General features: G+C 42.1%; 21 protein-coding genes. 12 read left to right on the top strand and 9 right to left on the bottom strand.

Features of this window, described 5'->3' with window-relative positions; translation table 11 throughout:
- Positions 1-404 precede the first annotated feature (404 nt).
- From TV75_RS06605 to TV75_RS06580, 6 genes are all read left to right on the top strand, one after another.
- On the top strand, positions 405-2,162 hold the full coding sequence (locus tag TV75_RS06605; RefSeq protein ID WP_044337822.1) for an ABC transporter ATP-binding protein: 1,758 nt from the start codon (positions 405-407) through the stop codon (positions 2,160-2,162).
- Complete coding sequence (locus TV75_RS06600; RefSeq protein WP_044337821.1) at positions 2,159-4,177, top strand: ABC transporter ATP-binding protein; 2,019 nt, start codon at positions 2,159-2,161, stop codon at positions 4,175-4,177. The genes TV75_RS06605 and TV75_RS06600 overlap by 4 nt, the downstream gene beginning before the upstream one ends.
- 125 nt (positions 4,178-4,302) lie before the next feature.
- A complete protein-coding gene (locus TV75_RS06595) occupies positions 4,303-5,205 on the top strand; it encodes an ABC transporter permease subunit (RefSeq protein WP_172655627.1) in 903 nt (300 codons plus the stop codon).
- Complete coding sequence (locus TV75_RS06590) at positions 5,198-6,223, top strand: ABC transporter permease subunit (RefSeq protein WP_044337819.1); 1,026 nt, start codon at positions 5,198-5,200, stop codon at positions 6,221-6,223. Before TV75_RS06595 ends, TV75_RS06590 begins: the two co-directional genes overlap by 8 nt.
- Positions 6,224-6,549: 326 nt before the next feature.
- A complete protein-coding gene (locus TV75_RS06585) occupies positions 6,550-6,930 on the top strand; it encodes a hypothetical protein (RefSeq protein WP_253275474.1) in 381 nt (126 codons plus the stop codon).
- Positions 6,927-7,421: an endolytic transglycosylase MltG gene (locus tag TV75_RS06580; RefSeq protein WP_253275473.1), complete on the top strand. Its 495-nt coding sequence runs from the start codon at positions 6,927-6,929 to the stop codon at positions 7,419-7,421. Before TV75_RS06585 ends, TV75_RS06580 begins: the two co-directional genes overlap by 4 nt.
- A gap of 56 nt (positions 7,422-7,477) precedes the next feature.
- On the opposite strand, the gene TV75_RS06575 is transcribed toward TV75_RS06580, so the two are convergent.
- Positions 7,478-8,086 (bottom strand): NAD(P)-dependent oxidoreductase, encoded by a 609-nt coding sequence (locus tag TV75_RS06575; protein WP_044337817.1) that lies wholly within the window; start codon positions 8,084-8,086, stop codon positions 7,478-7,480.
- Positions 8,087-8,287: 201 nt separating this feature from the next.
- Here TV75_RS06575 and TV75_RS06570 point away from each other — a divergent pair, with 201 nt between their 5' ends.
- From TV75_RS06570 to fumC, 4 genes are all read left to right on the top strand, one after another.
- Entirely contained in the window at positions 8,288-9,112 is an 825-nt protein-coding gene (locus tag TV75_RS06570) for an amino acid ABC transporter substrate-binding protein (protein ID WP_044338049.1), read from the top strand.
- On the top strand, positions 9,096-9,791 hold the full coding sequence (locus TV75_RS06565; RefSeq protein ID WP_044337816.1) for an amino acid ABC transporter permease: 696 nt from the start codon (positions 9,096-9,098) through the stop codon (positions 9,789-9,791). The genes TV75_RS06570 and TV75_RS06565 overlap by 17 nt, the downstream gene beginning before the upstream one ends.
- 33 nt (positions 9,792-9,824) lie before the next feature.
- Entirely contained in the window at positions 9,825-10,559 is a 735-nt protein-coding gene (locus TV75_RS06560; protein ID WP_044337815.1) for an amino acid ABC transporter ATP-binding protein, read from the top strand.
- A 182-nt stretch (positions 10,560-10,741) separates the two neighbouring features.
- Positions 10,742-12,127, top strand: a complete 1,386-nt coding sequence (gene fumC, locus TV75_RS06555; protein ID WP_044337814.1) for a class II fumarate hydratase — start codon at positions 10,742-10,744, stop codon at positions 12,125-12,127.
- A 107-nt stretch (positions 12,128-12,234) separates the two neighbouring features.
- Here the strand turns inward: fumC and TV75_RS06550 are convergent, their stop codons facing one another.
- The 3 genes from TV75_RS06550 to TV75_RS06535 form a co-directional block, all read right to left on the bottom strand.
- Positions 12,235-12,453, bottom strand: coding sequence for an alpha/beta-type small acid-soluble spore protein (locus TV75_RS06550; RefSeq protein ID WP_034763234.1), 219 nt, complete (start codon positions 12,451-12,453; stop codon positions 12,235-12,237).
- 592 nt (positions 12,454-13,045) lie between these two features.
- On the bottom strand, positions 13,046-14,143 hold the full coding sequence (locus TV75_RS06540) for an ABC transporter ATP-binding protein (RefSeq protein WP_044337812.1): 1,098 nt from the start codon (positions 14,141-14,143) through the stop codon (positions 13,046-13,048).
- A 96-nt stretch (positions 14,144-14,239) separates the two neighbouring features.
- Positions 14,240-15,157, bottom strand: coding sequence for a PucR family transcriptional regulator (locus TV75_RS06535; protein WP_044337811.1), 918 nt, complete (start codon positions 15,155-15,157; stop codon positions 14,240-14,242).
- Between the two features lie 148 nt (positions 15,158-15,305).
- Between TV75_RS06535 and TV75_RS06530 the strand changes: the two genes are divergently transcribed.
- Positions 15,306-15,566 carry a metal-sensitive transcriptional regulator gene (locus TV75_RS06530; protein ID WP_044337810.1) on the top strand — a complete coding sequence of 87 codons (261 nt, stop codon included), beginning with the start codon at positions 15,306-15,308 and terminating at the stop codon, positions 15,564-15,566.
- A 298-nt stretch (positions 15,567-15,864) separates the two neighbouring features.
- Here TV75_RS06530 and TV75_RS06525 read toward each other — a convergent pair whose 3' ends face one another.
- Positions 15,865-16,053, bottom strand: coding sequence for a hypothetical protein (locus tag TV75_RS06525; protein ID WP_044337809.1), 189 nt, complete (start codon positions 16,051-16,053; stop codon positions 15,865-15,867).
- Between the two features lie 97 nt (positions 16,054-16,150).
- On the bottom strand, positions 16,151-16,360 hold the full coding sequence (locus TV75_RS06520) for a YheE family protein (protein ID WP_044337808.1): 210 nt from the start codon (positions 16,358-16,360) through the stop codon (positions 16,151-16,153).
- Positions 16,361-16,486: 126 nt separating this feature from the next.
- On the opposite strand from TV75_RS06520, the gene TV75_RS06515 reads away from it, so the two are divergent.
- On the top strand, positions 16,487-16,885 hold the full coding sequence (locus tag TV75_RS06515; RefSeq protein WP_044337807.1) for a ferritin-like domain-containing protein: 399 nt from the start codon (positions 16,487-16,489) through the stop codon (positions 16,883-16,885).
- Positions 16,886-16,924: 39 nt separating this feature from the next.
- On the opposite strand, the gene TV75_RS06510 is transcribed toward TV75_RS06515, so the two are convergent.
- Genes TV75_RS06510 through TV75_RS06500 form a run of 3 tightly spaced genes read right to left on the bottom strand, consistent with a single transcriptional unit; the run spans position 16,925 to position 20,570 of the window.
- Positions 16,925-18,112: a YheC/YheD family endospore coat-associated protein gene (locus tag TV75_RS06510; protein ID WP_044337806.1), complete on the bottom strand. Its 1,188-nt coding sequence runs from the start codon at positions 18,110-18,112 to the stop codon at positions 16,925-16,927.
- Complete coding sequence (locus tag TV75_RS06505; RefSeq protein ID WP_044337805.1) at positions 18,109-19,482, bottom strand: YheC/YheD family endospore coat-associated protein; 1,374 nt, start codon at positions 19,480-19,482, stop codon at positions 18,109-18,111. The genes TV75_RS06510 and TV75_RS06505 overlap by 4 nt, the downstream gene beginning before the upstream one ends.
- Positions 19,482-20,570 carry a YheC/YheD family endospore coat-associated protein gene (locus TV75_RS06500; RefSeq protein ID WP_044337804.1) on the bottom strand — a complete coding sequence of 363 codons (1,089 nt, stop codon included), beginning with the start codon at positions 20,568-20,570 and terminating at the stop codon, positions 19,482-19,484. Before TV75_RS06500 ends, TV75_RS06505 begins: the two co-directional genes overlap by 1 nt.
- Position 20,571 lies beyond the last annotated feature (1 nt).

Below are 20,571 nucleotides of genomic sequence, written 5' to 3'. Positions count from 1 at the left end.
ATGAAAGTGTATACAATTCATGGAGTACCGGCAGTCTTCAATACCAATTTCATATCATCACATAACCAGTTACATTAACCATTCTGAATTACGAATATTAATGGCACAGGTTATGCATATAATCTGTGCTTTTCTATGTCCTAAAATAAAGACGGACGTTTTTAAGGCGCAACAGATTGGTAGGTATTTAATGGAATCCCTATCAGATCTGGTGTTAAAAGCCTTAGGCGTCGGTCTTTTTTTTTCGTTTAGGTGTACCCAAGGACCATCCTTGATCACATATAAGAACCTAATTTCAGAAGGAGGAAAAGATTATGTCAATTGTTCAAATGAAGAAGATGATGTCTGCTGTGGAGACAGAAGGCGGATAGTTGGGAAAGTTCAACAAGAGGAGGTAATGTGGAATGTTTAGTATTTTTAAGAAATTATCGTGGTTTTTTATTGAAAATTGGAAGAGATATACGGTGGCGATCGTTCTATTGACGATTGTCGGAATCCTAGATGTGATTCCCCCTAAGCTTGTAGGAAATGCCATTGATGACATTCACCTGGGTGCGATGACGTGGGATGTCGTAGGGGAATATCTGTGGCTGATCGCCGGGATCGCTTTCATTTCGTACGCAATGACGTATGTATGGATGTATCAATTATTTGGGGGGGCTTTTCTGGTTGAACGGAAGCTCCGCAGTAAATTTATGGGACATTTGTTAAAGATGACACCGACGTTTTTTGAGAAAAATCGTACGGGAGATTTAATGGCAAGGGCAACGAATGACCTGAAGGCCATCTCGGTCACAGCCGGTTTCGGAGTATTGACCCTAATCGATTCCAGTGTCTTTATGTTAACGATCCTTTTTACAATGGGGTTCCTTATCAGTTGGAAACTGACCATAGCGGCTATACTGCCTTTGCCGATCATGGCCATGTTGATGAAGGTTTACGGTGCGAGAATTCATAAGCGATTCACGGAAGCTCAGGATTCGTTCGGTGACTTGAATGATAAAGTGCTCGAGTCGATTGCAGGTGTACGTGTCATTCGTGCGTATGTACAGGAAAGAGCGGATGAGAAGCGTTTCGCTGATATGACTGAAGACGTCTATAACAAGAATATCGGTGTGGCAAAGATCGATTCCCTCTTTGAACCAACAATCAAAGTCCTTGTAGGGTTGAGCTATTTAATCGGACTTGGTTATGGAGCATATCTTGTGTTCCACCAATCGATCACATTGGGAGAGCTTGTTTCCTTTAATGTGTATCTCGGGATGCTGATTTGGCCGATGTTTGCGATTGGGGAGTTGATCAATATCATGCAGCGCGGGAATGCCTCACTTGACCGGGTTCAGGAGACTCTCGATTATGTACAGGACGTCCAGGATTCTGATAACCCTCGATGGATAGATTCTCCTGATCGTATAGGATTTAAGGAAGTTGACTTTCAATATCCCTCCTCACAGGTGTTGAATCTGTCCAATATCAACGTGAATATCCATCAAGGAGGAACTCTTGGAATCGTCGGGAAGACCGGAAGTGGGAAAACAACCTTTATCAAGCAGCTCCTCCGTGAATACCCTTCCGGAAAAGGAGATTTGTCCTTGGGAGGGGTCCCAATCAGTGAATTGACTATCCAGCAAGTTAGGGATTGGATCGGTTACGTGCCCCAGGATCATGTCCTTTTTTCAAGGACCGTTAGAGAAAATATTCTGTTCGGCAGACATGATGCGACCGAGCAAGATCTTGAAAAAGCCATTGAACTTGCTGATTTTAAAAAAGACCTTGAAATGCTTCCAGATGGATTGACCACTCTTGTAGGCGAAAAAGGTGTGGCCCTTTCAGGCGGTCAGAAGCAGCGGATTTCGATTGCCAGGGCACTGATCAAGAATCCCGAAATCTTGATCCTGGATGATTCGTTGTCGGCAGTGGATGCGAAAACAGAAGCGAAGATCATTGACAATATAAGAAAAGAACGTGAAGGAAAAACAACGATTATTACGACTCATCGTCTTTCGGCGGTCCAGCATGCAGATTGGATCATCGTATTTGAAGATGGAAAAGTGGTAGAAGAAGGGGTACATGAACGACTCCTTGAAAACGGTGGTTGGTATAAAGAACAATTCGACCGTCAACAAGTTGAAGATTCCTCACTGGAGGAGGTGGGCGCATGAACGTCGGAAGAAAACTAGTCGATTATGCCCTTGTTTACAAAAAAATCATTATTGCTGCCCTCCTGATGCTTAGTGTGTCAGTAGCGGCGGAACTTGCAGGACCTTTCATTGCAAAAAAACTGATCGATGATCATATTCTTGGAATAGAATCAACCTGGTATGAAACAGTGGAGGGAAAAGAAGCTGTTTCCTATGAGGGCAAATGGTATAAGCGTGATCAGTATTTCTCTGGCGGGGAGACCAAAGGGGAAGACATCCGTATTCTCCAAGTGGGAAGAGCATTTTATTTCGTTCCTTCTGCCGTCTCCTTTGATGGAGAACGATCTGTCACTGCAGGGGAAATGACCATTACAAAAGGGGATGAGTCAGCAACCTATCCCGCCCAAAAACTGACGGGGAACGAGCTGCTGCGTTTTTATAATCCGGAAATCCCGAAGATTATCAAATTGATTGCTTTTTATTTCGGTTTATTGGTGATCGCCGCCTTTTTCCAATACGGTCAGCGATTCTACCTTCAGAAGGCTGCTAACCGTGTGATTCAGAAAATGCGTAATGATGTGTTTCAGCATATCCAGAAGCTGCCGATCCGTTATTTTGACAATCTGCCGGCAGGGAAGGTCGTAGCGAGGATCACAAACGACACAGAAGCGATCAGAGACCTGTATGTAACAGTTCTATCTACTTTCTTCTCCAGTACGATTTACATTATTGGAATTTACATCGCACTCTTTATACTGGATGCAAAACTGGCGGCCATCTGCTTGATCCTGATCCCGATTCTGGTTGTGTGGACGTACCTGTATCGTATTTATGCGTCTAAATACAATCACATCATCAGATCGAAAGTGAGCGATATCAATGCCATGATCAATGAATCGATACAGGGCATGAACATCATTCAGGCTTTCAGCAGAGAGAAGAAAACAAACGAAGAATTCGAAGACTTGAACGAAACACACTTCAAGTATCAAAACAAACTTTTAAGTTTGAATTCTATGACCTCCCATAACCTTGTAGGGGTGTTAAGAAATATCACCTTCGTGGCATTCATATGGTATTTCGGAGGTGCATCCATCGGGGTGGGATCGGTGGTGACATTGGGCGTACTCTATGCCTTTGTCGATTACATCAACCGTTTGTTCCAGCCGGTGACGGGAATCGTGAATCAGCTTGCAAACCTTGAACAGGCACTAGTGGCAGGTGAGCGGGTTTTCCGACTGTTAGAGGAGACGGGAACTCCTGTTGAAGATGAGAAAATGAACCGATATGACGGGAATGTCAGCTTTGAGAATGTATTCTTTGGATACAAGGAAAATGAATATGTGCTGAAGGATATCACGTTTACCGCAAACAAAGGCGAAACGGTTGCCCTGGTAGGACATACAGGTTCGGGGAAAAGCTCCATCATGAATCTATTATTCCGTTTCTACGATACCAATGAAGGGAAAATCCTGATTGACGGAAAAGACATTGTGGATATTCCCTATCAAACGATTCGCGAGCATATGGGAATAGTCTTACAGGATCCTTATTTGTTTACAGGAACAATCGCATCCAACGTAAGTCTTGATGACCCAAGGATTTCAAGGGAACAGGTGGAAGAGGCACTCAAAGCCGTTGGTGCGGAAAAGGTGTTCAAAAACCTTGAGAAAGGCTATGACGAACCCGTGATCGAGAAAGGAAGCACTCTTTCTTCAGGGCAGCGTCAATTGATTTCCTTTGCAAGGGCCCTTGCCTTTAATCCGGCCATTCTGATTTTGGATGAAGCGACGTCGAGTATTGATACAGAGACGGAAGCCATCATTCAGGAAGCGATGGAAGTGCTGAAGAAGGGAAGAACGACCTTCATCATCGCTCATCGGCTTTCTACGATTAAGAATGCCGATCAAATACTTGTTTTAGATCGAGGGCAAATCGTCGAACGGGGCAATCATGACGAATTGATGAAGCGGATGGGACGGTATTATCAAATGTACCAGCTTCAGCAGGGGGCAAAAGGTGATATGGCAGGATAAGAGGGAGGCATCTGACGATCGCAGTCGGATGCCTTTTCTTTTTGGGTTTTTTTATCCAGAAAAAGGATTTTTGTCGTCCTGACAAGAAGAGTTAGTAGATGCTCAGATATAAAAAGGAGGAAATCATGAAAGCAATTCGTCAATTACTGCTGATTATTATAGGTTTTATCCTGATTAGCGTGCTGCCCGTTTTATTTTATGGAGGAGGAAACGCTGAATTATATTATTTGATGATGAATGATGAGGGGAATTCATTTGGCTTTTATCCGAAAGAGTATTTCCTAGGAATTTATTACATAATCACACAGATCTTCCAACAAGATCAGTGGATGTTGTTTGTATTAGGTAAAGAGTATCCACTTCAGGATATTCTGGCGGAACGTTATTTCTACTCCATGAAGGTATTCTTATTTTCACTGGGGTTGTCGGTGGTCATCTCATTTTTTGTAAGTCTATTCATCTCTCTTTCTTCTAAATGGGTGCAACGTGCATTCTTAAGTCTGGTGAATATCCTCGAATCGCTTCCCGATGTATTCATCATCATAGGAATACAACTGGCTGTAGTGATGTATTTTCGTCATACCGGTGTGTTAATAGGGGATATCGCCATGACGGATGAAGAATTATACCTGTTGCCGGTGACCTGTTTAACGATTGTGCCGACCGTATTTTTAATTAAAACCATCGTCCTCCTTTTGAAAGAGGAAGACCAGAAACCGTACATAGAGCTCGCCAGGGGAAAAGGTCTCAATGCGTTTCAAGTGTCAGTGACCCACGGTTTCAGAAACGTAGTCTACAGCTTATTCTACCGATCCAAAATCATTTTCTCCTTTATGTTATCCAATCTGTTTATTTTAGAAAGATTGTTCAATATGAGGGGAATCATGGATTTATTGATTTGGTCGAGTGGATTTACATTCGTGATTATTTCCACGGTCATATTCCTGCCCTTCTTTTTGGTCTTTACTCTGATTGAGATGCGAATGAAGAAGAGCATCGGATTAAAGGAGGACGGGACCTATGCTTAAAGATCTCTGGAAGCAGCCACAGTTTCTGATTGGATTTCTTTTCATTACTGGACTGCTGGCTCTGAGTTTTTTATACGAACCATTTATAGAAGAAAAGGTGAAGATGTATAGTTTCTTTAAGCATAACGGCGAAACAGTAGGACCTCCGTTCACGCCGGCTGAGCTGCCACCGTTCGGTTCCGATCGATTAGGGCTTCCCTTGTGGTCATATGTGATTCAGGGGGCCAAGTTTACCATTGTCATTGGATTGATCATCAGCCTTCTTCAAGTGATACTGGCTTTCTCATTATCGGTGCTTTTTATAAACTTCTTTAAAAAAGTCCAGAGGGTATTTGAAGAGTTGGTAGAGTCCATGGTCTATATCCCCATGGCTGTCATCGCCTTCATGCTCCTTTCACCAATCAGTTTCGTCATCGATGAACCGGAAAAGGCATTTGTGGAAGTGTTAAGTATTCAGATCTTTATCCTGACGCTGATCGGCATTCCGCCATTGATTGTAGTCCTATCCAAAGAGATCAAGAAAGTGCTCCAGGAAGAGTTTGTCCTGAGTGCCAGAACGCTTGGAGCAAGTGGCTTATCCTTGTATCGGAGGCATGTTCTAAGAAATTTATTCCCTCGTCTGATCCTGTTGTTTTTTCAGCGAAATGTGGCGGTACTGATATTATTCGCTCATCTTGGCTTTCTTGAGATTTTTCTGGGAGGTGCGGTAGAGAGGGAAATCATGATGGGAGTAACACGATTGTTTTCTCTTTCCAATGAATGGGCCGGTAATATCGGAAAAGCCTACTTTGAACTGATGGTGGCCCCGTGGATCCTGTTTGTGCCCCTTATTGCACTCTCCTTCACTGTGCTTTCCTATAATCTCATGGCAACCTCGCTTCAACGGGTATTGTTGGGAGACAAAACGAGATTGAAGAGAAACAGGAAAGGGGATGGGGAGCAGAAGATATCGGTATCCGTGGAAGGTGTGAAGAGTGAAATGTTTGTGATGGAGTCTGAGGAGTCATATAAGGGTTAGGAAGTGCGTTTTGAAAATAAAATCCCAAAATTGAAAATAAACTTCTCAAAGTTGAAAATATCCTGTTGATATGAGGTTGCAGATCCCCGGAGATAGATGAAAATCCTACTGAAGACAAATAAATTATGTGTTTATGAATAAAAACGGACTCTTATTGGTAGAAAAACGAAAAAATGATCACCAATTAGACCCTGTCATTCAAGGGAAAATACTATTTCCTGTTAAGAAAACAGGACTTTCGTGGGATTTTGTCGTTTTAAATCGAATTTCTCCCTTTATCAATGTATAATTTAATTGATAAAAAAGTTTCATAAAGGGAGGATCCTATGATGGGATGGGCAATCGCCATTTTATTTGGGACAGCAGTTGTGCTGCTCATTTTATCGTTTATTAAAACGACACAAACCAACTCGCAGCTTGAGCAACAGATAGAGCATGTATCGATTTCTGTATTGAATGAGGTTCATGAACTGGAGAAGCAGTTACGAAATATTCAATTAGATGCAGAAATTACAGCCCAGCAGGCGGGGGTTGCACCTGCGGCATCTGAGGAACGCACCCTGCTGCGTGAGATGCTTGATTTGTATAAAAGGGGCTATTCTATTGAGAGCATAGCAGGAAAAACAAAGCTCAACCCTAATGAAGTAGAACATCTGCTTGCGCCATTTATGTCCCAAAAAGCTGAAAGGGGCTTAGTAGCACAATGAGAGTGACACCTAATTCATTGCGCAGTTTTGCTGCAGGTCTATTAATTGCAACCACAGTAATTGGGTCTGTTTATATGTTTGGTCCTTCTGAAGCCGAAAGCACAGGGAAAGTGGAAGCCGTTAAAACGGAGAAACTTACTGAAGAAGAAATGGTAAAACAACTTACATCCAACGGCTTTGTTATACATACTGAAGATGAATGGAACAAGCAGCTTGAAGCCATGAACGAGAAGCAGGAAGAGAAAGAGGCAGACAAACAAGACGAAAACACCGACGGTAAGGTTATATTCAAAACGATGCTCACCGTTTCTTCGGGTATGACAAGTATCGACGTCGGAAATGCCCTGGAGAAAGCCAACATCATCAAAAGTGGTTTGGACTTCTACAAAGAAGTGGAAAATCGTGGTCTTGAGAACGATTTACGCCCAGGTACCTTTGAAGTCGAAAGTGGGATGACCACCGACGAAATTATTTCTACCATCTTTAAATAAATGGGACATCGGGACAGATTACTGTCCCTTTTTTTCTCCATTTAAGTCCCACGAACTCAATAACATAATCCGACCCGGCTTCTTATATAGGAGTCGTCTTCAAGCTGTTGGAATATAAAATCCCCGGTGTCATACATGGAAATGCTTTTTCCACCTTCGGGAAGAACATCTCTCTCAGTCCTGTAATTCCCCAACCTTTCTCCATCGGGCAAATAAGTCGGACAAACGACGGTCCAATCCATTTCCGATGCCTGAAGCATTAAAAAGGCCCGTAGATGGTCTTCTGCAGCTGTCGTGCTCCTGCGTTTCGATTCATTTGACTGAAAGCGGTAGAGGCTTGAATCCTTCCGTGCCTGGAGGATGCCTGCCGTACCACAGATGATGATCCGTTTCACTCCATGACATCTCATGGCTTTTAACAGAATCGGCATACTTCTTGAGAGGACGTCATCTTTATCTGTATTCAGGCAGCTAATCACTGCATCAGAGCCCTCGATGGTCTTCATCACGTCTTCTTCGTTCAATACATCACCTACAATTTCCGTGCCTAAAGGGTCTATTTCACTTCCCCTGCGCACTAAACGATTTACTTCATATTTTGACATAGCTTGTTGAAAGACGACGGACCCCACCCGACCCGTACTACCGAATATAGCTATTTTCATCATTATTACCTCCCGTTTCCTTAAAAAATAGTGTATCTCATAATCGGGAATTTTTACATGATTGTGTATTCAGGGATACATACTAGAAGGGGAGAAGAAAAATCTCGAAATGAAAACTTTTATGTTGACTTATTTCCTGGAACGTTTTATGATGACAATCGTAACGAATTTAAATCCGATAAGAATAGTGGGGGTTTTACGATGAAAAAGTGGAAATTATCCATCATCATGCTAATCGCCTTATCCATGGTATTAGCTGCGTGTGGTCAATCTAAAGATAAAGAAGGTTCAAGTGGTGATTCTAAAGAAGACTCTAAAACATCACTTTATGATCAAGTCATGGAAGAAGGCGAATTACTTGTTGGTACGGAAGGTACATATCCTCCTTTCACATTCCATGACGAATCCGGGGAACTGACTGGATTTGATGTAGAGATTGCCCGTGAAGTAGCAAAGCGCCTTGGCGTTGAAGCGAAATTCCAGGAAACACAATGGGACGCGATGTTTGAAGGGTTGAACTCCAAACGTTTTGATATGATCGCAAACCAAGTGGGAATCCGTGAAGATCGCCAGGAGAAATATGATTTCTCAACACCATATATTGAATCGAGTGCAGTAGTGGTTGTATCCAAAGACAATAACGATGTGAAGACATTTGAAGATATTAAAGGATTGACTTCTGCTCAATCTCTGACAAGTAACTATAGAGATATCGCTGAAAAAAATGGAGCGGAAATTCAACCTGTTGAAGGTTTGGCACAATCTATCCAACTGCTTGAACAAGGCAGAGTAGATGTAACTGTAAACGATAAAATTTCAATTCTTGACTATTTAAAGAAACAGCCGAAAGCGAATGTCAAAATTGCCGCTGAAGCTGAAGATGCAGGACAAAGCGGTCTTATGTTCCGTAAAGGAAACGACAAGTTAGTAGAAGAAGTAAACAAAGCGTTAGAGGAAATGAAGGAAGACGGTACGTACAAAGAGATTTCTGAGAAATGGTTCGGAGAAGATGTATCTCCTAAGTAGTATCTACCAGGACCCTGAAGCAATGATTGATATTTTACAAAGCTCCCTGCTTCCAATGCTAGAGGGGGCTTTGTATTATTCTATCCCTCTGACGCTGATTTCTTTTGCTTTAGGAATGATCCTGGCCGTCCTTACTGCCCTTGCCCGATTGTCCAATGTAAAGATTTTAAGGGGTATTGCCCGATTTTATGTATCTGCCATTAGGGGAACACCATTACTTGTTCAATTGTTCATTATTTTCTACGGATTACCGACACTTGGAATAAAGTTTGATCCGTTCCCGTCTGCCATCATTGCTTTCTCATTAAATAAAGGTGCCTACTCCTCTGAAATCGTCCGTGCAGCGATTCAATCCATTCCCAAGGGCCAATGGGAAGCAGGCTATTCCATCGGTATGACGTATTCACAGGCTTTAAAGAGAATCATCCTGCCTCAGGCTACCCGGGTTTCCATCCCGCCGTTATCGAATTCATTCATCAGCCTGGTGAAGGACACGTCGCTGGCTTCATTGATTCTTGTAACAGAAATGTTCAGAAAAGCACAGGAGATTGCTGCGACCAACTATGAGTTCCTGCTTATGTATATGGAAGCCGCACTCTTGTACTGGATCATTTGCTTTATCTTATCCATCATTCAAGGCCGTATCGAGACACGACTGGATCGATATATTGCCAAGTGATTATATGCCGCAACAAATTAAAGGGGATTGAATATGATTTCCATCAAAGGATTAACGAAACGATTTGATCAATTAGAAGTGTTAAAGGGAATGAATGTAGAGGTGAATAAAGGACAGGTAATCGTCCTGATAGGCCCTTCAGGTTCAGGGAAAACAACCTTCCTGCGTTGTTTGAATGCCCTCGAAATACCTAATGACGGAACCGTTTCAATAGGCGGAACCTCCGTTGATTTCAATAAAAAAGTATCCAAGCAAGCGCTTATTAAACTAAGAAGAAAGACAGGGATGGTGTTCCAAAACTACAATCTGTTCCCTCATATGACAGCCCTGGAAAACGTCATGGAAGGACCGACTATTGTACAGAGGCGCAATAAGTCTGAAACAAGGGAAAAAGCCATCAGACTGCTTGAAAAAGTAGGATTGGGTGACAAAGTTGACTACTACCCATTCCAGCTTTCAGGTGGACAGCAGCAAAGGGTAGGAATCGCCAGAGCACTTGCTATCGAACCTGAAGTCATGCTTTTCGATGAACCCACCTCAGCACTCGATCCTGAACTGGTTGGAGAAGTTCTGAAGGTCATGAAGGATCTTGCCGAAGAAGGGATGACCATGGTTGTCGTTACTCACGAAATGAGATTCGCGAAAGAAGCGGCCGATAAGGTCATTTTCATGGATGGAGGATATATCGTAGAAGAGGGAACGCCATATGAAGTCTTTGAAAACCCTACGAACGAACGTACGAAACAATTCCTTAATTTAATACAATAGAGTAAAAAAGATGAATGAGAAAACTGCTCATTCATCTTTTTTATGTTCATGAAAAAACACCTTAACGTTACGATTTAAAGAATAAATTGATGAGTCTTTAATAAACTTCTCAGAAAAAGGTTAGTTCACGGGGATTAGTGGAAATATGGTAATAATAAGAATAAAACAAGGGAGGAACCAGAATGGAATATCGTATTGAGCGTGACACAATCGGAGAAATGAAGGTGCCAAAAGAGAAATATTGGGGTGCCCAGACTCAGCGGAGTAAAGAAAACTTTCAGATCGGTACAGAGAAGATGCCCATTGAGGTTACATATGCCTTTGCACACCTGAAGAAGGCGGCTGCGGTTGTTAACCATTCACTTGGAAAGCTTTCAGAAGCGAAGCGGCAAGCAATCAGTACAGCATGTGATGAAATACTGGAAGGAACATGGGATGATCATTTCCCCCTTGTCGTATGGCAGACAGGTAGCGGTACTCAATCCAATATGAATGTAAATGAAGTAATTGCCTATCGTGCGAATGAAATCCTTGGAGAAAATGGTGTGGATGAACAAGTCCACCCCAACGATGATGTGAACATGTCACAAAGTTCCAATGATACATTCCCGACAGCTATGCACATCGCAGCATATCAGGAAATCGAAACAAAGCTTTTTCCGATCCTTCAGGAATTCACTTTGACATTGAAAGAAAAAGAAAAGCAATTTCAAAACATCATCAAAATAGGTCGCACCCATCTTCAAGATGCAACGCCATTGACGCTGGGACAGGAAATCAGCGGATGGAGGGCAATGATGGAAAGGTCTTATAGTATGTTAAGAGAAAGCGTTCATCGATTAGTCAATCTGGCTATCGGGGGAACGGCGGTAGGGACAGGTATCAACGCGCATCCCGAATTCGGTGACAGTGTGGCAAGACAATTAGAAAATCAAACAGGAATCAAGTTTCTCTCATCGGATAATAAGTTTCATGCCCTAACGTCCCATGATGAAATCGTGTACGTACATGGTGCTGTAAAAGCCCTGGCTGCGGATCTTATGAAAATAGCGAATGATGTAAGGTGGTTAGCAAGCGGTCCCCGGAGCGGTATCGGTGAAATCACTATACCTGCCAATGAACCGGGCAGCTCCATCATGCCGGGGAAGGTCAATCCGACACAAAGTGAGGCCGTTACGATGGTCGCGACCCAAGTCTTTGGAAACGACGCAGCCATTGGATTTGCCGCCAGTCAAGGAAACTTCGAACTGAATGTATTTAAACCTGTCATCATCTATAACATGCTGCAATCCGTACGATTGCTGGCAGATGGAATAAAGTCTTTCAACGACAAATGTGTGAAGGGACTAGAAGCGAACCTAGAGGTAATAGAAGACTTTGTTCAACGGTCTCTTATGCTTGTAACCGCATTAAATCCTCATATCGGGTATGAAAAAGCTGCTGAAATTGCCAAGAACGCTCATAATGATGGCTCTACACTAAAAGAAGCAGCCATAAAATCAGGCTACTTAACAGAAGAGCAATATGACGAGTGGATTGATCCCGCGAACATGGTCCATAATAAGTGACAGGAAGAACTGGCTCTGGGCCAGTTCTTCTTTATAGTGCCTGACTGACATATTTAAAACCCCCGGCCAAAAACCGGGGGCTTGATCCATTCATATGAAATTGCTAATTATTTTTGGTACCCGCCACCGATTTGTTGTTCAGCCATTTGAACTAGGCGTTTTGTGATTTCTCCACCTACAGAACCGTTAGCACGAGCTGTTGCATCTGGCCCTAATTGTACACCAAATTCAGAAGCGATTTCGTACTTCATTTGGTCGATTGCTTGTTGAGCTCCTGGAGCTACTAATTGGTTAGATGAATTGCTGCGAGATTGTTGCTGTTGCATAATCTGTCATCTCCTTAAAATGTATAAGTTTTTTTGGTTGGGTTAGCTGGACTTGCACCAGCCCGCTATTCCATGAGCGACCATCTTTAGTATGGTGTAACCCATCGAGTTGGGTGTAAGAAGGCTTGTTGCTGCCTTGTTACTAGGTATTATGGTTTTTCCGGGGAATTATATTCAACGTAGGGACAGGGAATTTATTCCTGTTAGTTACCTATAAGTTTTCTACATAAATCATCATGAATGTAAAAAGGATAACACTATACAATGATTAGATTGAAAGTATGGTGACACAGCATGAAAGCTTGCGCATTATGTAATGGAATCGTTGAATATAGGGGGCTTTGCAAAAAATGTGGGGACTCTACAACGGATCAGGGAAGATATTATGATTTTTACGATGAGTATAGTGCGTACATGGATATACAGCATGTACAATTAGCCGATGGCATTCCGAATAGCAGCTGCTCGGAAACTTGTCTGCATCTGTTTATTTGTGTACGATGTGGTGAAGAAGAGGGCAAAAGCATAGATTTGACGGAGTTTTAATAAAAATGGCGCGCCCTCGGTAAGGGTGCGCCATTTTCTTTTATTTTTATCGAATTCTGGACTCGGATTCTGAATCAAAGAAATGAGCTTTGTTCATATCAAATGCCAGTTCAATCGTTTGACCAGCCGCAATATCTGTGCGGGAGTCAACGCGTGCTACAAACTCTTGTCCTTCTAATTGAGAGTAAAGCATTGTTTCAGCACCCGTTAATTCAGATACTTCAATTTTCGCCATGATTTTGGCACCTTCAGCAGTATCTAAGAACAGGGGTTCATCATGAATATCTTCAGGACGCACTCCGAGAATAATGCTCTTGCCTACATGCCCTTGTTCGCGAAGCACTTTCATTTTTCCTTCTGGTACTGATACCTTAGCATTACCGATAACGAATTTCCCCTCTTCAAGGGATCCGTGGAAGAAGTTCATGGCAGGTGATCCAATGAATCCGCCTACGAAAACATTTTCAGGCTTATCGTACACTTCTTTTGGAGAACCAACCTGTTGGATGACCCCATCCTTCATGACAACGATACGTGTTGCCATTGTCATTGCTTCTGTCTGATCATGTGTTACGTAGATTGTTGTAGTTTGTAAACGTTGGTGAAGCTTGGCGATTTCAGCACGCATTTGCACACGAAGCTTAGCATCAAGATTGGATAATGGCTCATCCATTAAGAACACTTTCGCATCACGGACGATGGCACGGCCAAGTGCTACACGCTGACGCTGACCGCCTGATAATGCTTTCGGTTTACGATCAAGCAGTGCTTCAAGGCCAAGGATCTTAGCCGCCTCTTGAACACGACGGTCAATTTCCTGTTTATCGAACTTACGTAATTTAAGACCAAATGCCATATTATCATATACGCTCATATGTGGATAAAGTGCATAGTTCTGGAAAACCATGGCGATGTCACGGTCTTTTGGCGCTACATCGTTCACGCGTTTCCCGTCAATGGAGAAATCTCCTTTTGAAATTTCTTCAAGTCCTGCAATCATTCGCAGAGTAGTTGATTTTCCGCAGCCCGATGGTCCAACAAATACGATAAATTCTTTATCTTGAATGTGAAGGTTAAAGTCATTTACTGCCGTTACCTTCCCATCATAAATTTTGTGGATGTGATCTAATTTTAATTCAGCCATCTTCTTTCTCCTCCTTGAAATGCAATCGTTTTCATCTATAGATTCATTGTAGAGAAAGCGGATTCAAAACGATATGGTCAACCTGCACAAAGTTCCTTAATCCTTTTTAGGCAGGTTGTCAGATTGAAAGTTCAAGCAGGCGAAATAAGCCAATATACCGCCTTGAAACGTTTTAATATCAATATTGGTCTTTTCAATAAACTTATCAATTCGATACTGGACGCTGTTTCGGTGCATGAATAATTTCTTGGCTGTTTGACTGATATTTGATTGATTCTCGAGAAAAGCTTTTACGGTATAAATCAGTTCAGCATCCTCCCTGAAGATTTCGGCAACCTTCGAGAATAACTGTGTTCTCCACTCCTGAGGTAAATGATGCAGGGTGAATGCAGGCAGCACCGTCACTACGGTTTGAATAAATGACTGCTTCTGAACCGTCCTGGAAAATGAAAACAACTCCTGCTCATATTTAAAAGTGAGAGGGAAATATGAATCAATTACTTGAAATTGACCTATGAAAAATGAAAGACTGACAAAGAAGTCCGACTCAATCACATGTGAAATCGACAGCAATTGCTCTTCATCCATATTCCATTCATTTTTCTCTTCTATGAGTAACCCCATATTGTCATCTAGTAATACCAGAGTCGTGTTGAGAGGTAAAAGATGTTGAAACGCCTCTTTTAATAGAAGCTGGTCCAAGCTTTCCTTCATGGAGAATTGAATGATACGGAATTCTCCTGCTATATTTGAAGGGAATGGCCCGTTCTTAAATAAAAAGGAGAACCATTCCATAGATTGGGGAGAATCATTGCCGGGGCCAGATGGGTTCTTAATCTCTTTGAACAAGCAATGCAATAACTCCATTTCCCCTTGAGTGATCTCGCTTTTATCAATCCCTATGTATTCATCAGCCGCATCATTTGTAAACCAAATCTTTGTCGCTTCGAGGTTGATTGGATAATGATCTTGAATAATTGCAGCAGGATATTTTTTACGTAAAGGTGTAAACATGTCATCCCTCTTTGTTCATTATTATAGTAAAAAAGGTTATAATGATATTGTACTGAAATAGTTCGAGTAATCAAAGGGTGCATGATTGCAAAAATTCACTAATTTTAATACTATTGTAGAATGAATAAATCATTATGAGGTGTCCAAAATGGAATATAATAAAGAAGTTACGAATCGAATGAAGCGTCTTGAAGGACAAGTCCGCGGCGTTTTGAAAATGATGGAAGAGGAAAAACATTGCAAAGATGTTGTGACTCAGTTATCTGCCGTACGTACTGCCGTAGACCGTACAATCGGCCTCATTGTAGCCAAAAACCTGGAAGCTTGCATACGCGAATCAGAAGAAGAAGGCATCAATGCAGAAGATGCCATTCAAGAAGCGGTCAATATGCTTGTCAGAAGTCGATAAATAGTAAAAAGCTGCCGAAGGATCAAGATCCTTTTTGGCAGCTTTTTTTATTGTCCAGCTCCGGTGGCTAGAGGCTCGAGGTCATAAGCCAAGAATGCCAAAAAGGCAAAGAGCGCCTTTCCGGCATTCTCGTCTTATGCTTGTCGCCTCTGGGCAAGCCCCCTCCGCTTTTCTATTTGTCCAGCTCCAGCGCCTAGCCCCTCGAGGTCATAAGTCAGTCTTGCTAAAAAGGCAAAGAGCGCCTTTCCAGCAAGCCCGCCTTATGCTTGTCGGGGCTGAACGAGGCGCTTCCGCTTTTCTATTTTGGCGGCTCTTCATAGTCCGTGATTTCTACCGCTTCTTCGATGTTGGTGGTGTTTTCCCTCATGTGGACGGAACCTCCGGACATTCCTTCGTTGATGAAGCGGTCAACATCGAGAAATGCTTTTTCTTTTCCTTCATAATTCGTATCAGGAAGGAATTGATCGTCTTTATTATCCTTTTTCATGCTCATCAGCCTCCTTTCTTTAGTTTTGGAAAGGGGGCTGAAGTTATTCATGATGAACAAAATAATTTATTATTTCATGTGCATTATGTGAATTTTATCAATCATAAACATGGAAGAGCATTAGTTCATGCACTTGCTTTATAAGGATTTCTTCCTTCTCCACTGGTGGAGTGGGACCGGTCCATTCAACCCTGCCGTCTTTATGGTAATTCCCTTGGTATTTCAACCCGCTGAAATAAAAGGAAAAGGTCCAGCCGGGCAGCTGTTTATTTTCGAACATATTTTTATATTGAAAATGTTGGATCATTGTTCATCACCTCCATCATTATTGTAAACGTTTTAAACCAAGGTGTGTAGGATTGGTCGTTAAATGTATCATAAATGGAATTCTCCTCTAATAGAATTTACTGAAGAGATAGGGGAGGGACGAAGAATGAATTCGTTTATTCGTGATTTGCAAAAGGCGATCAGCGATGAATGGACAGCCTATTATTTTTATAAAGAATTAAAAGGACGGACGAATAATCCATTATATGTAGAGTTTATCGATCATGCCCAGAAGGATGAAAAAGAGCATTATGAAATGTTTCAATACCTCCATTATTTATTAACGGGAGAGTATTACGAGCATAAGAAAGAGAAGGTGGGGTTTACTACTTTTAAAGAAGGAGTCCTGCGGGCACTGAAGGATGAACTTGAGGCAGCAGAATTCTACCGGGACATGCTGATGGAGATTCCGAATCAACAAGCATATAAGCCCCTGTTTATTGCCATGACAGATGAAATGGAACATGCTACGCGGTTTTCTACCATCTATAATTCATTGCGATAGATAAAAAATGAAAAAGGTTGAACCAGCCCGGATTCAACCTTAGTTATTTTTTGCGCTGAGTGTGAGAAATGTGCGGACTAGCTGTTGTCGCCGTTTGCTTTCAATTTCTTCTTCATCAAAGCTCATGGGCTTTGAGTTGATTTCAAATAATACAAATCCCCCTTGTTCCCTGGGAGCTAAGTCGATAGAAAATTCTCCTACGTACCCAAAGGATTTAGCCAGCTCCTCTCCACATGCTTGAACGATCAGTGAGATCTCCTTTTTTGTTTGAGCGTCTGCCACTTCTTTGAGTGAAATGATCTTTCCTCCTGTAGGTACATGAGTTGTGACTTCCTGCCGTTGGGACATGCGGACTCCGATACCTATTAAACGAAAATCTTCTCCCGTGTGAAGAACTAAAATCCGGAAGTCATAGCGGTGATCATGCAATGTTTTACAGGAAACTGCTTCCTGCATGATCCATTGATTACTCTTAAACCATTCGCTATAGGATTGAAGTAGACGGGATACGTTCATAAACCTCTCCATTTTTTTGATGCTTTTGCAAAGAATACGTCCGTTGGAATCCATCTCAATGAGTCTGATTCCTTTTCCTTGAGAGGCAAGTGAGTGTTTCACATACACTTTTTTATGAGTTCTTAGGAAGCGGATAAAGGACTCTTCATTTGCTACAAGTTCAGTTTGAGGCAGGTAAGGCGCGAGTTCAAAGCTTCTGGAAAGAAGCTCGTGAATTTTCCATTTATTAAAGAAATGAGGGTTGAAAAAGGGGATCTTGTGTTTATTGATGAAATGAATCAGCTTTTCATATGCTTGATTTTCCTCGGCATGCCTCGAGGGTACCCGATTGTAAATGACATTTGGAACAGGGAACATACATTTTACCCATTTGTTCAAAGGCTGATTGTACATAATCCCCGAAATGGTCTCTCCGAATACATCCTGGGGGGAAAAGACGAAGCAAATCCCCCCAGCCTGTTCTACGTCTTGCTGGATTGCCCTGAATAATTCAAAGTTCCCTTTGTATTTATTGCTTTCTTCCTTACTTGCGACAATCCCGATCAACGGGATCGCCGGGATGTTCTTTTGCTTGGAGATGATTGGAAATTGATAGCAGTCCTTTGAATCTTTAGAAGAAAGAAGAAATGAATTCTTAGCAAATCCAAATGTTGTAATGGATTTTTCTTCATGAAAAAAGGTTTTCTTTACCCGATCATACAGGATATTCATGGAATCATTTCCTCGGGATGATTCAAGCTTTGCTGAGTAAGGAAGATCCCGAATGATAAGGCGAGTTTTCTTGTTAATAAGTCAAAGCTTTTAAGGTGTGGGTGAGAAAAGATCGATCTTCCCGGTTTAGAGTTTGCTTCGAACATCCAAATACGGTGATTTTCGTCCACTCCGAAGTCAAAGCCGATTTCTCCAATATATCCTTCCAGATTTCGTTCGATGGCAAGAGAAAGTTTTAAAGCAGCATCCTTAAGTGCATCTTCAATACATTGTCGATCCGCTTCATCTGTAAACAGCTCGGATAGAATCTTTACTTCTCCTCCGTTATTGGCATGGGTTGTCACACTCCCGGATCCGGCAACTTTTCCAGCCATAGCGCTTACCTGCCAGGCACCTTCTTCATCTTTGTTCGTATGCACCCGGAAGTCGATTGGACGATTGTTTTCCTGCAATAAGGAAATCCCTTGTTGAACGATAAAGGTGTCAAGGTTTCGATGTTTAAACACCGTATTGACAAGCTGCTCCAGGGTTTTGAATTTCAGTAAGCGGTTTTTGTGATCTTGATCTCTGAACCTGCAATAATACTCCTGGGTTGAGCGGCTATACGTAATCTTGTGAATGCCGTTACCCAGGCTGCCATTTCTGGGTTTTAAGTAAATATGCTGGTAGTTGGCAAGCATGCGTTCAATCTCATCGAATGATTGAAAAGGATGTGTTTCTGGGAGGAAATGCTGGACAGAAGAATCGTTTTCCAGTCGTTCAAACAAATCAAGCTTATTAAAGAACCCTGGATTGTACCAGGGAATACCGTACTCCCTCTGCAGCCTCTCTTTGAGACTCTGATACGTTTTCCTTTTTTCGCTGCGGCGGTTTGGCAGTCTGTCATAAATGACATTGGGAAAAGGGATCTCCTCGATTTCCCATCCTTCTCCAAAGTGAAAATAACCCTTTACGAGTCCGTTCTCCCAATCAATATGCCGCTCCCCGAACACAAAGGGAATGACTCCCAGGGATGATTGGACAGATAAGAGCTTTTTGAAAAAATGGGAACGCTCACCTATGGGACTTAAGCGAAAGCTTGTGAATCCAGAGGTGAATATTCCTATGAGCACTCCTGCATATAGACAATCTTCTTTACACAAGAGTGAAAGGGACTTTACTTTAGAAGGAAGATGTATCTTCGCAGCTAAACCCGAGCTAATGCCTATCACGTTACGTCCGTTCGGATGACGCTTACATTCGGCGGCTTGCCTTGCTGTTCCAAGGATCACTGTATGAGGGAGCGTTTTTCCCTCCAGCTTGAAACCAGAGGGAAGATAGAGAATGCTTTCTTCACCATGAAATTGTTCTATTTTGTACGTTTTAAGCATTAGAAATCACCTCGTTTTAGTGATGAGAGACATTGGGAAGCCATGAAATCACAGTAATCTAAAGGAGCTCGAAATAACGAAGAAAGCTTCTCAGGGCCTAATACATCGACTACCTTATGTCCCGGCTTTGAGTTCATATCCAGTATCCACAGTGATCCATCTTCTGCAATAATGAGATCCACGCCAATTTCAAATAGAGATGAAAACTGTTCTTCCAGTATTAAAGGCATTTCTTCGAGGATGTCAGTGAGTTCTTCTTCAATATAGTCCCATGAAGAATCCTGTATAGCCTTCCAATCACTATATGATCTATAGGAAGCCCCCCGGCTGATATTGGTCAGAATTCCTTTCTCTTCCCCTACTCGGATCGCCCGCTGAAATTCTCTCCATTCTCCATAAGCGTCTTTATTCAGAAGAATGCGAAGATCAAAAGGAGCATCGTCTTTCGTCAGGTTGAGAAGGCGCTTTTGACAAATGAATGTGTGCTTCTGAAGAATTCGGTTCAGCCACTTAAGAAAAATCTCTTTGTTAGGAAAGGATTGTTCCATGATCCCTTGCTTTTTTGTTGTTCGAACGACTATGTCCTGTTTGCTTATCACGAGATGGTAAACGGCATATCCATGGGCCCCATCGACTGGTTTGATTATTATATCTTTATGTTCGGTAAGAAGATTTAATAAATGAATTCCATCGGTCACAAGGTGCGTTTCAGGTATATAAGGGGAGAGAGAAGTCTTTTTAAGTTTTTCGTATAGATGCCATTTGTTTGGTAGTCCATAGCCGAGAAATCGAATTTGCTTCTGGTTTTTTAGCCACTGAACAACGGCCTTTGCTTGACGGGACTGCATATCCTTCTGGTAATACGTACGGTCATAGATATATACGGGGATTTCAAAGGCTTCATTTTCCCATGTTTGTGACTCCTTATTGAAATAGTATCCGTCCACCGTTTCGTGTAAAGGAGATATTCCTTGGGGAGAGAACAGATACAGGTCAATAGGATAAGAAAGGGATTGCTTCGCAATTTCAGTAAAGTAGCTGTTCGTTACTTGTGGAGTCAGGGTCATAATGCCCATTGAATGGTTCATC

Source organism: Rossellomorea aquimaris, assembly GCF_000935355.1.
GTDB lineage: Bacteria > Bacillota > Bacilli > Bacillales > Bacillaceae_B > Rossellomorea > Rossellomorea aquimaris_B.
This window is presented reverse-complemented; position numbering and strand designations above follow the sequence as displayed.

Coding starts and splice junctions, on each gene's coding strand:
- TV75_RS06605 (WP_044337822.1), top strand. CDS start 405: ATGTTTAGTATTTTTAAGAAATTATCGTGGTTTTTTATTGAAAATTGG.
- TV75_RS06600 (WP_044337821.1), top strand. CDS start 2,159: ATGAACGTCGGAAGAAAACTAGTCGATTATGCCCTTGTTTACAAAAAA.
- TV75_RS06595 (WP_172655627.1), top strand. CDS start 4,303: ATGAAAGCAATTCGTCAATTACTGCTGATTATTATAGGTTTTATCCTG.
- TV75_RS06590 (WP_044337819.1), top strand. CDS start 5,198: ATGCTTAAAGATCTCTGGAAGCAGCCACAGTTTCTGATTGGATTTCTT.
- TV75_RS06585 (WP_253275474.1), top strand. CDS start 6,550: ATGATGGGATGGGCAATCGCCATTTTATTTGGGACAGCAGTTGTGCTG.
- TV75_RS06580 (WP_253275473.1), top strand. CDS start 6,927: ATGAGAGTGACACCTAATTCATTGCGCAGTTTTGCTGCAGGTCTATTA.
- TV75_RS06575 (WP_044337817.1), bottom strand. CDS start 8,086: ATGAAAATAGCTATATTCGGTAGTACGGGTCGGGTGGGGTCCGTCGTC.
- TV75_RS06570 (WP_044338049.1), top strand. CDS start 8,288: ATGAAAAAGTGGAAATTATCCATCATCATGCTAATCGCCTTATCCATG.
- TV75_RS06565 (WP_044337816.1), top strand. CDS start 9,096: ATGTATCTCCTAAGTAGTATCTACCAGGACCCTGAAGCAATGATTGAT.
- TV75_RS06560 (WP_044337815.1), top strand. CDS start 9,825: ATGATTTCCATCAAAGGATTAACGAAACGATTTGATCAATTAGAAGTG.
- fumC (WP_044337814.1), top strand. CDS start 10,742: ATGGAATATCGTATTGAGCGTGACACAATCGGAGAAATGAAGGTGCCA.
- TV75_RS06550 (WP_034763234.1), bottom strand. CDS start 12,453: ATGCAACAGCAACAATCTCGCAGCAATTCATCTAACCAATTAGTAGCT.
- TV75_RS06540 (WP_044337812.1), bottom strand. CDS start 14,143: ATGGCTGAATTAAAATTAGATCACATCCACAAAATTTATGATGGGAAG.
- TV75_RS06535 (WP_044337811.1), bottom strand. CDS start 15,157: ATGTTTACACCTTTACGTAAAAAATATCCTGCTGCAATTATTCAAGAT.
- TV75_RS06530 (WP_044337810.1), top strand. CDS start 15,306: ATGGAATATAATAAAGAAGTTACGAATCGAATGAAGCGTCTTGAAGGA.
- TV75_RS06525 (WP_044337809.1), bottom strand. CDS start 16,053: ATGAAAAAGGATAATAAAGACGATCAATTCCTTCCTGATACGAATTAT.
- TV75_RS06520 (WP_044337808.1), bottom strand. CDS start 16,360: ATGATCCAACATTTTCAATATAAAAATATGTTCGAAAATAAACAGCTG.
- TV75_RS06515 (WP_044337807.1), top strand. CDS start 16,487: ATGAATTCGTTTATTCGTGATTTGCAAAAGGCGATCAGCGATGAATGG.
- TV75_RS06510 (WP_044337806.1), bottom strand. CDS start 18,112: ATGAATATCCTGTATGATCGGGTAAAGAAAACCTTTTTTCATGAAGAA.
- TV75_RS06505 (WP_044337805.1), bottom strand. CDS start 19,482: ATGCTTAAAACGTACAAAATAGAACAATTTCATGGTGAAGAAAGCATT.
- TV75_RS06500 (WP_044337804.1), bottom strand. CDS start 20,570: ATGAACCATTCAATGGGCATTATGACCCTGACTCCACAAGTAACGAAC.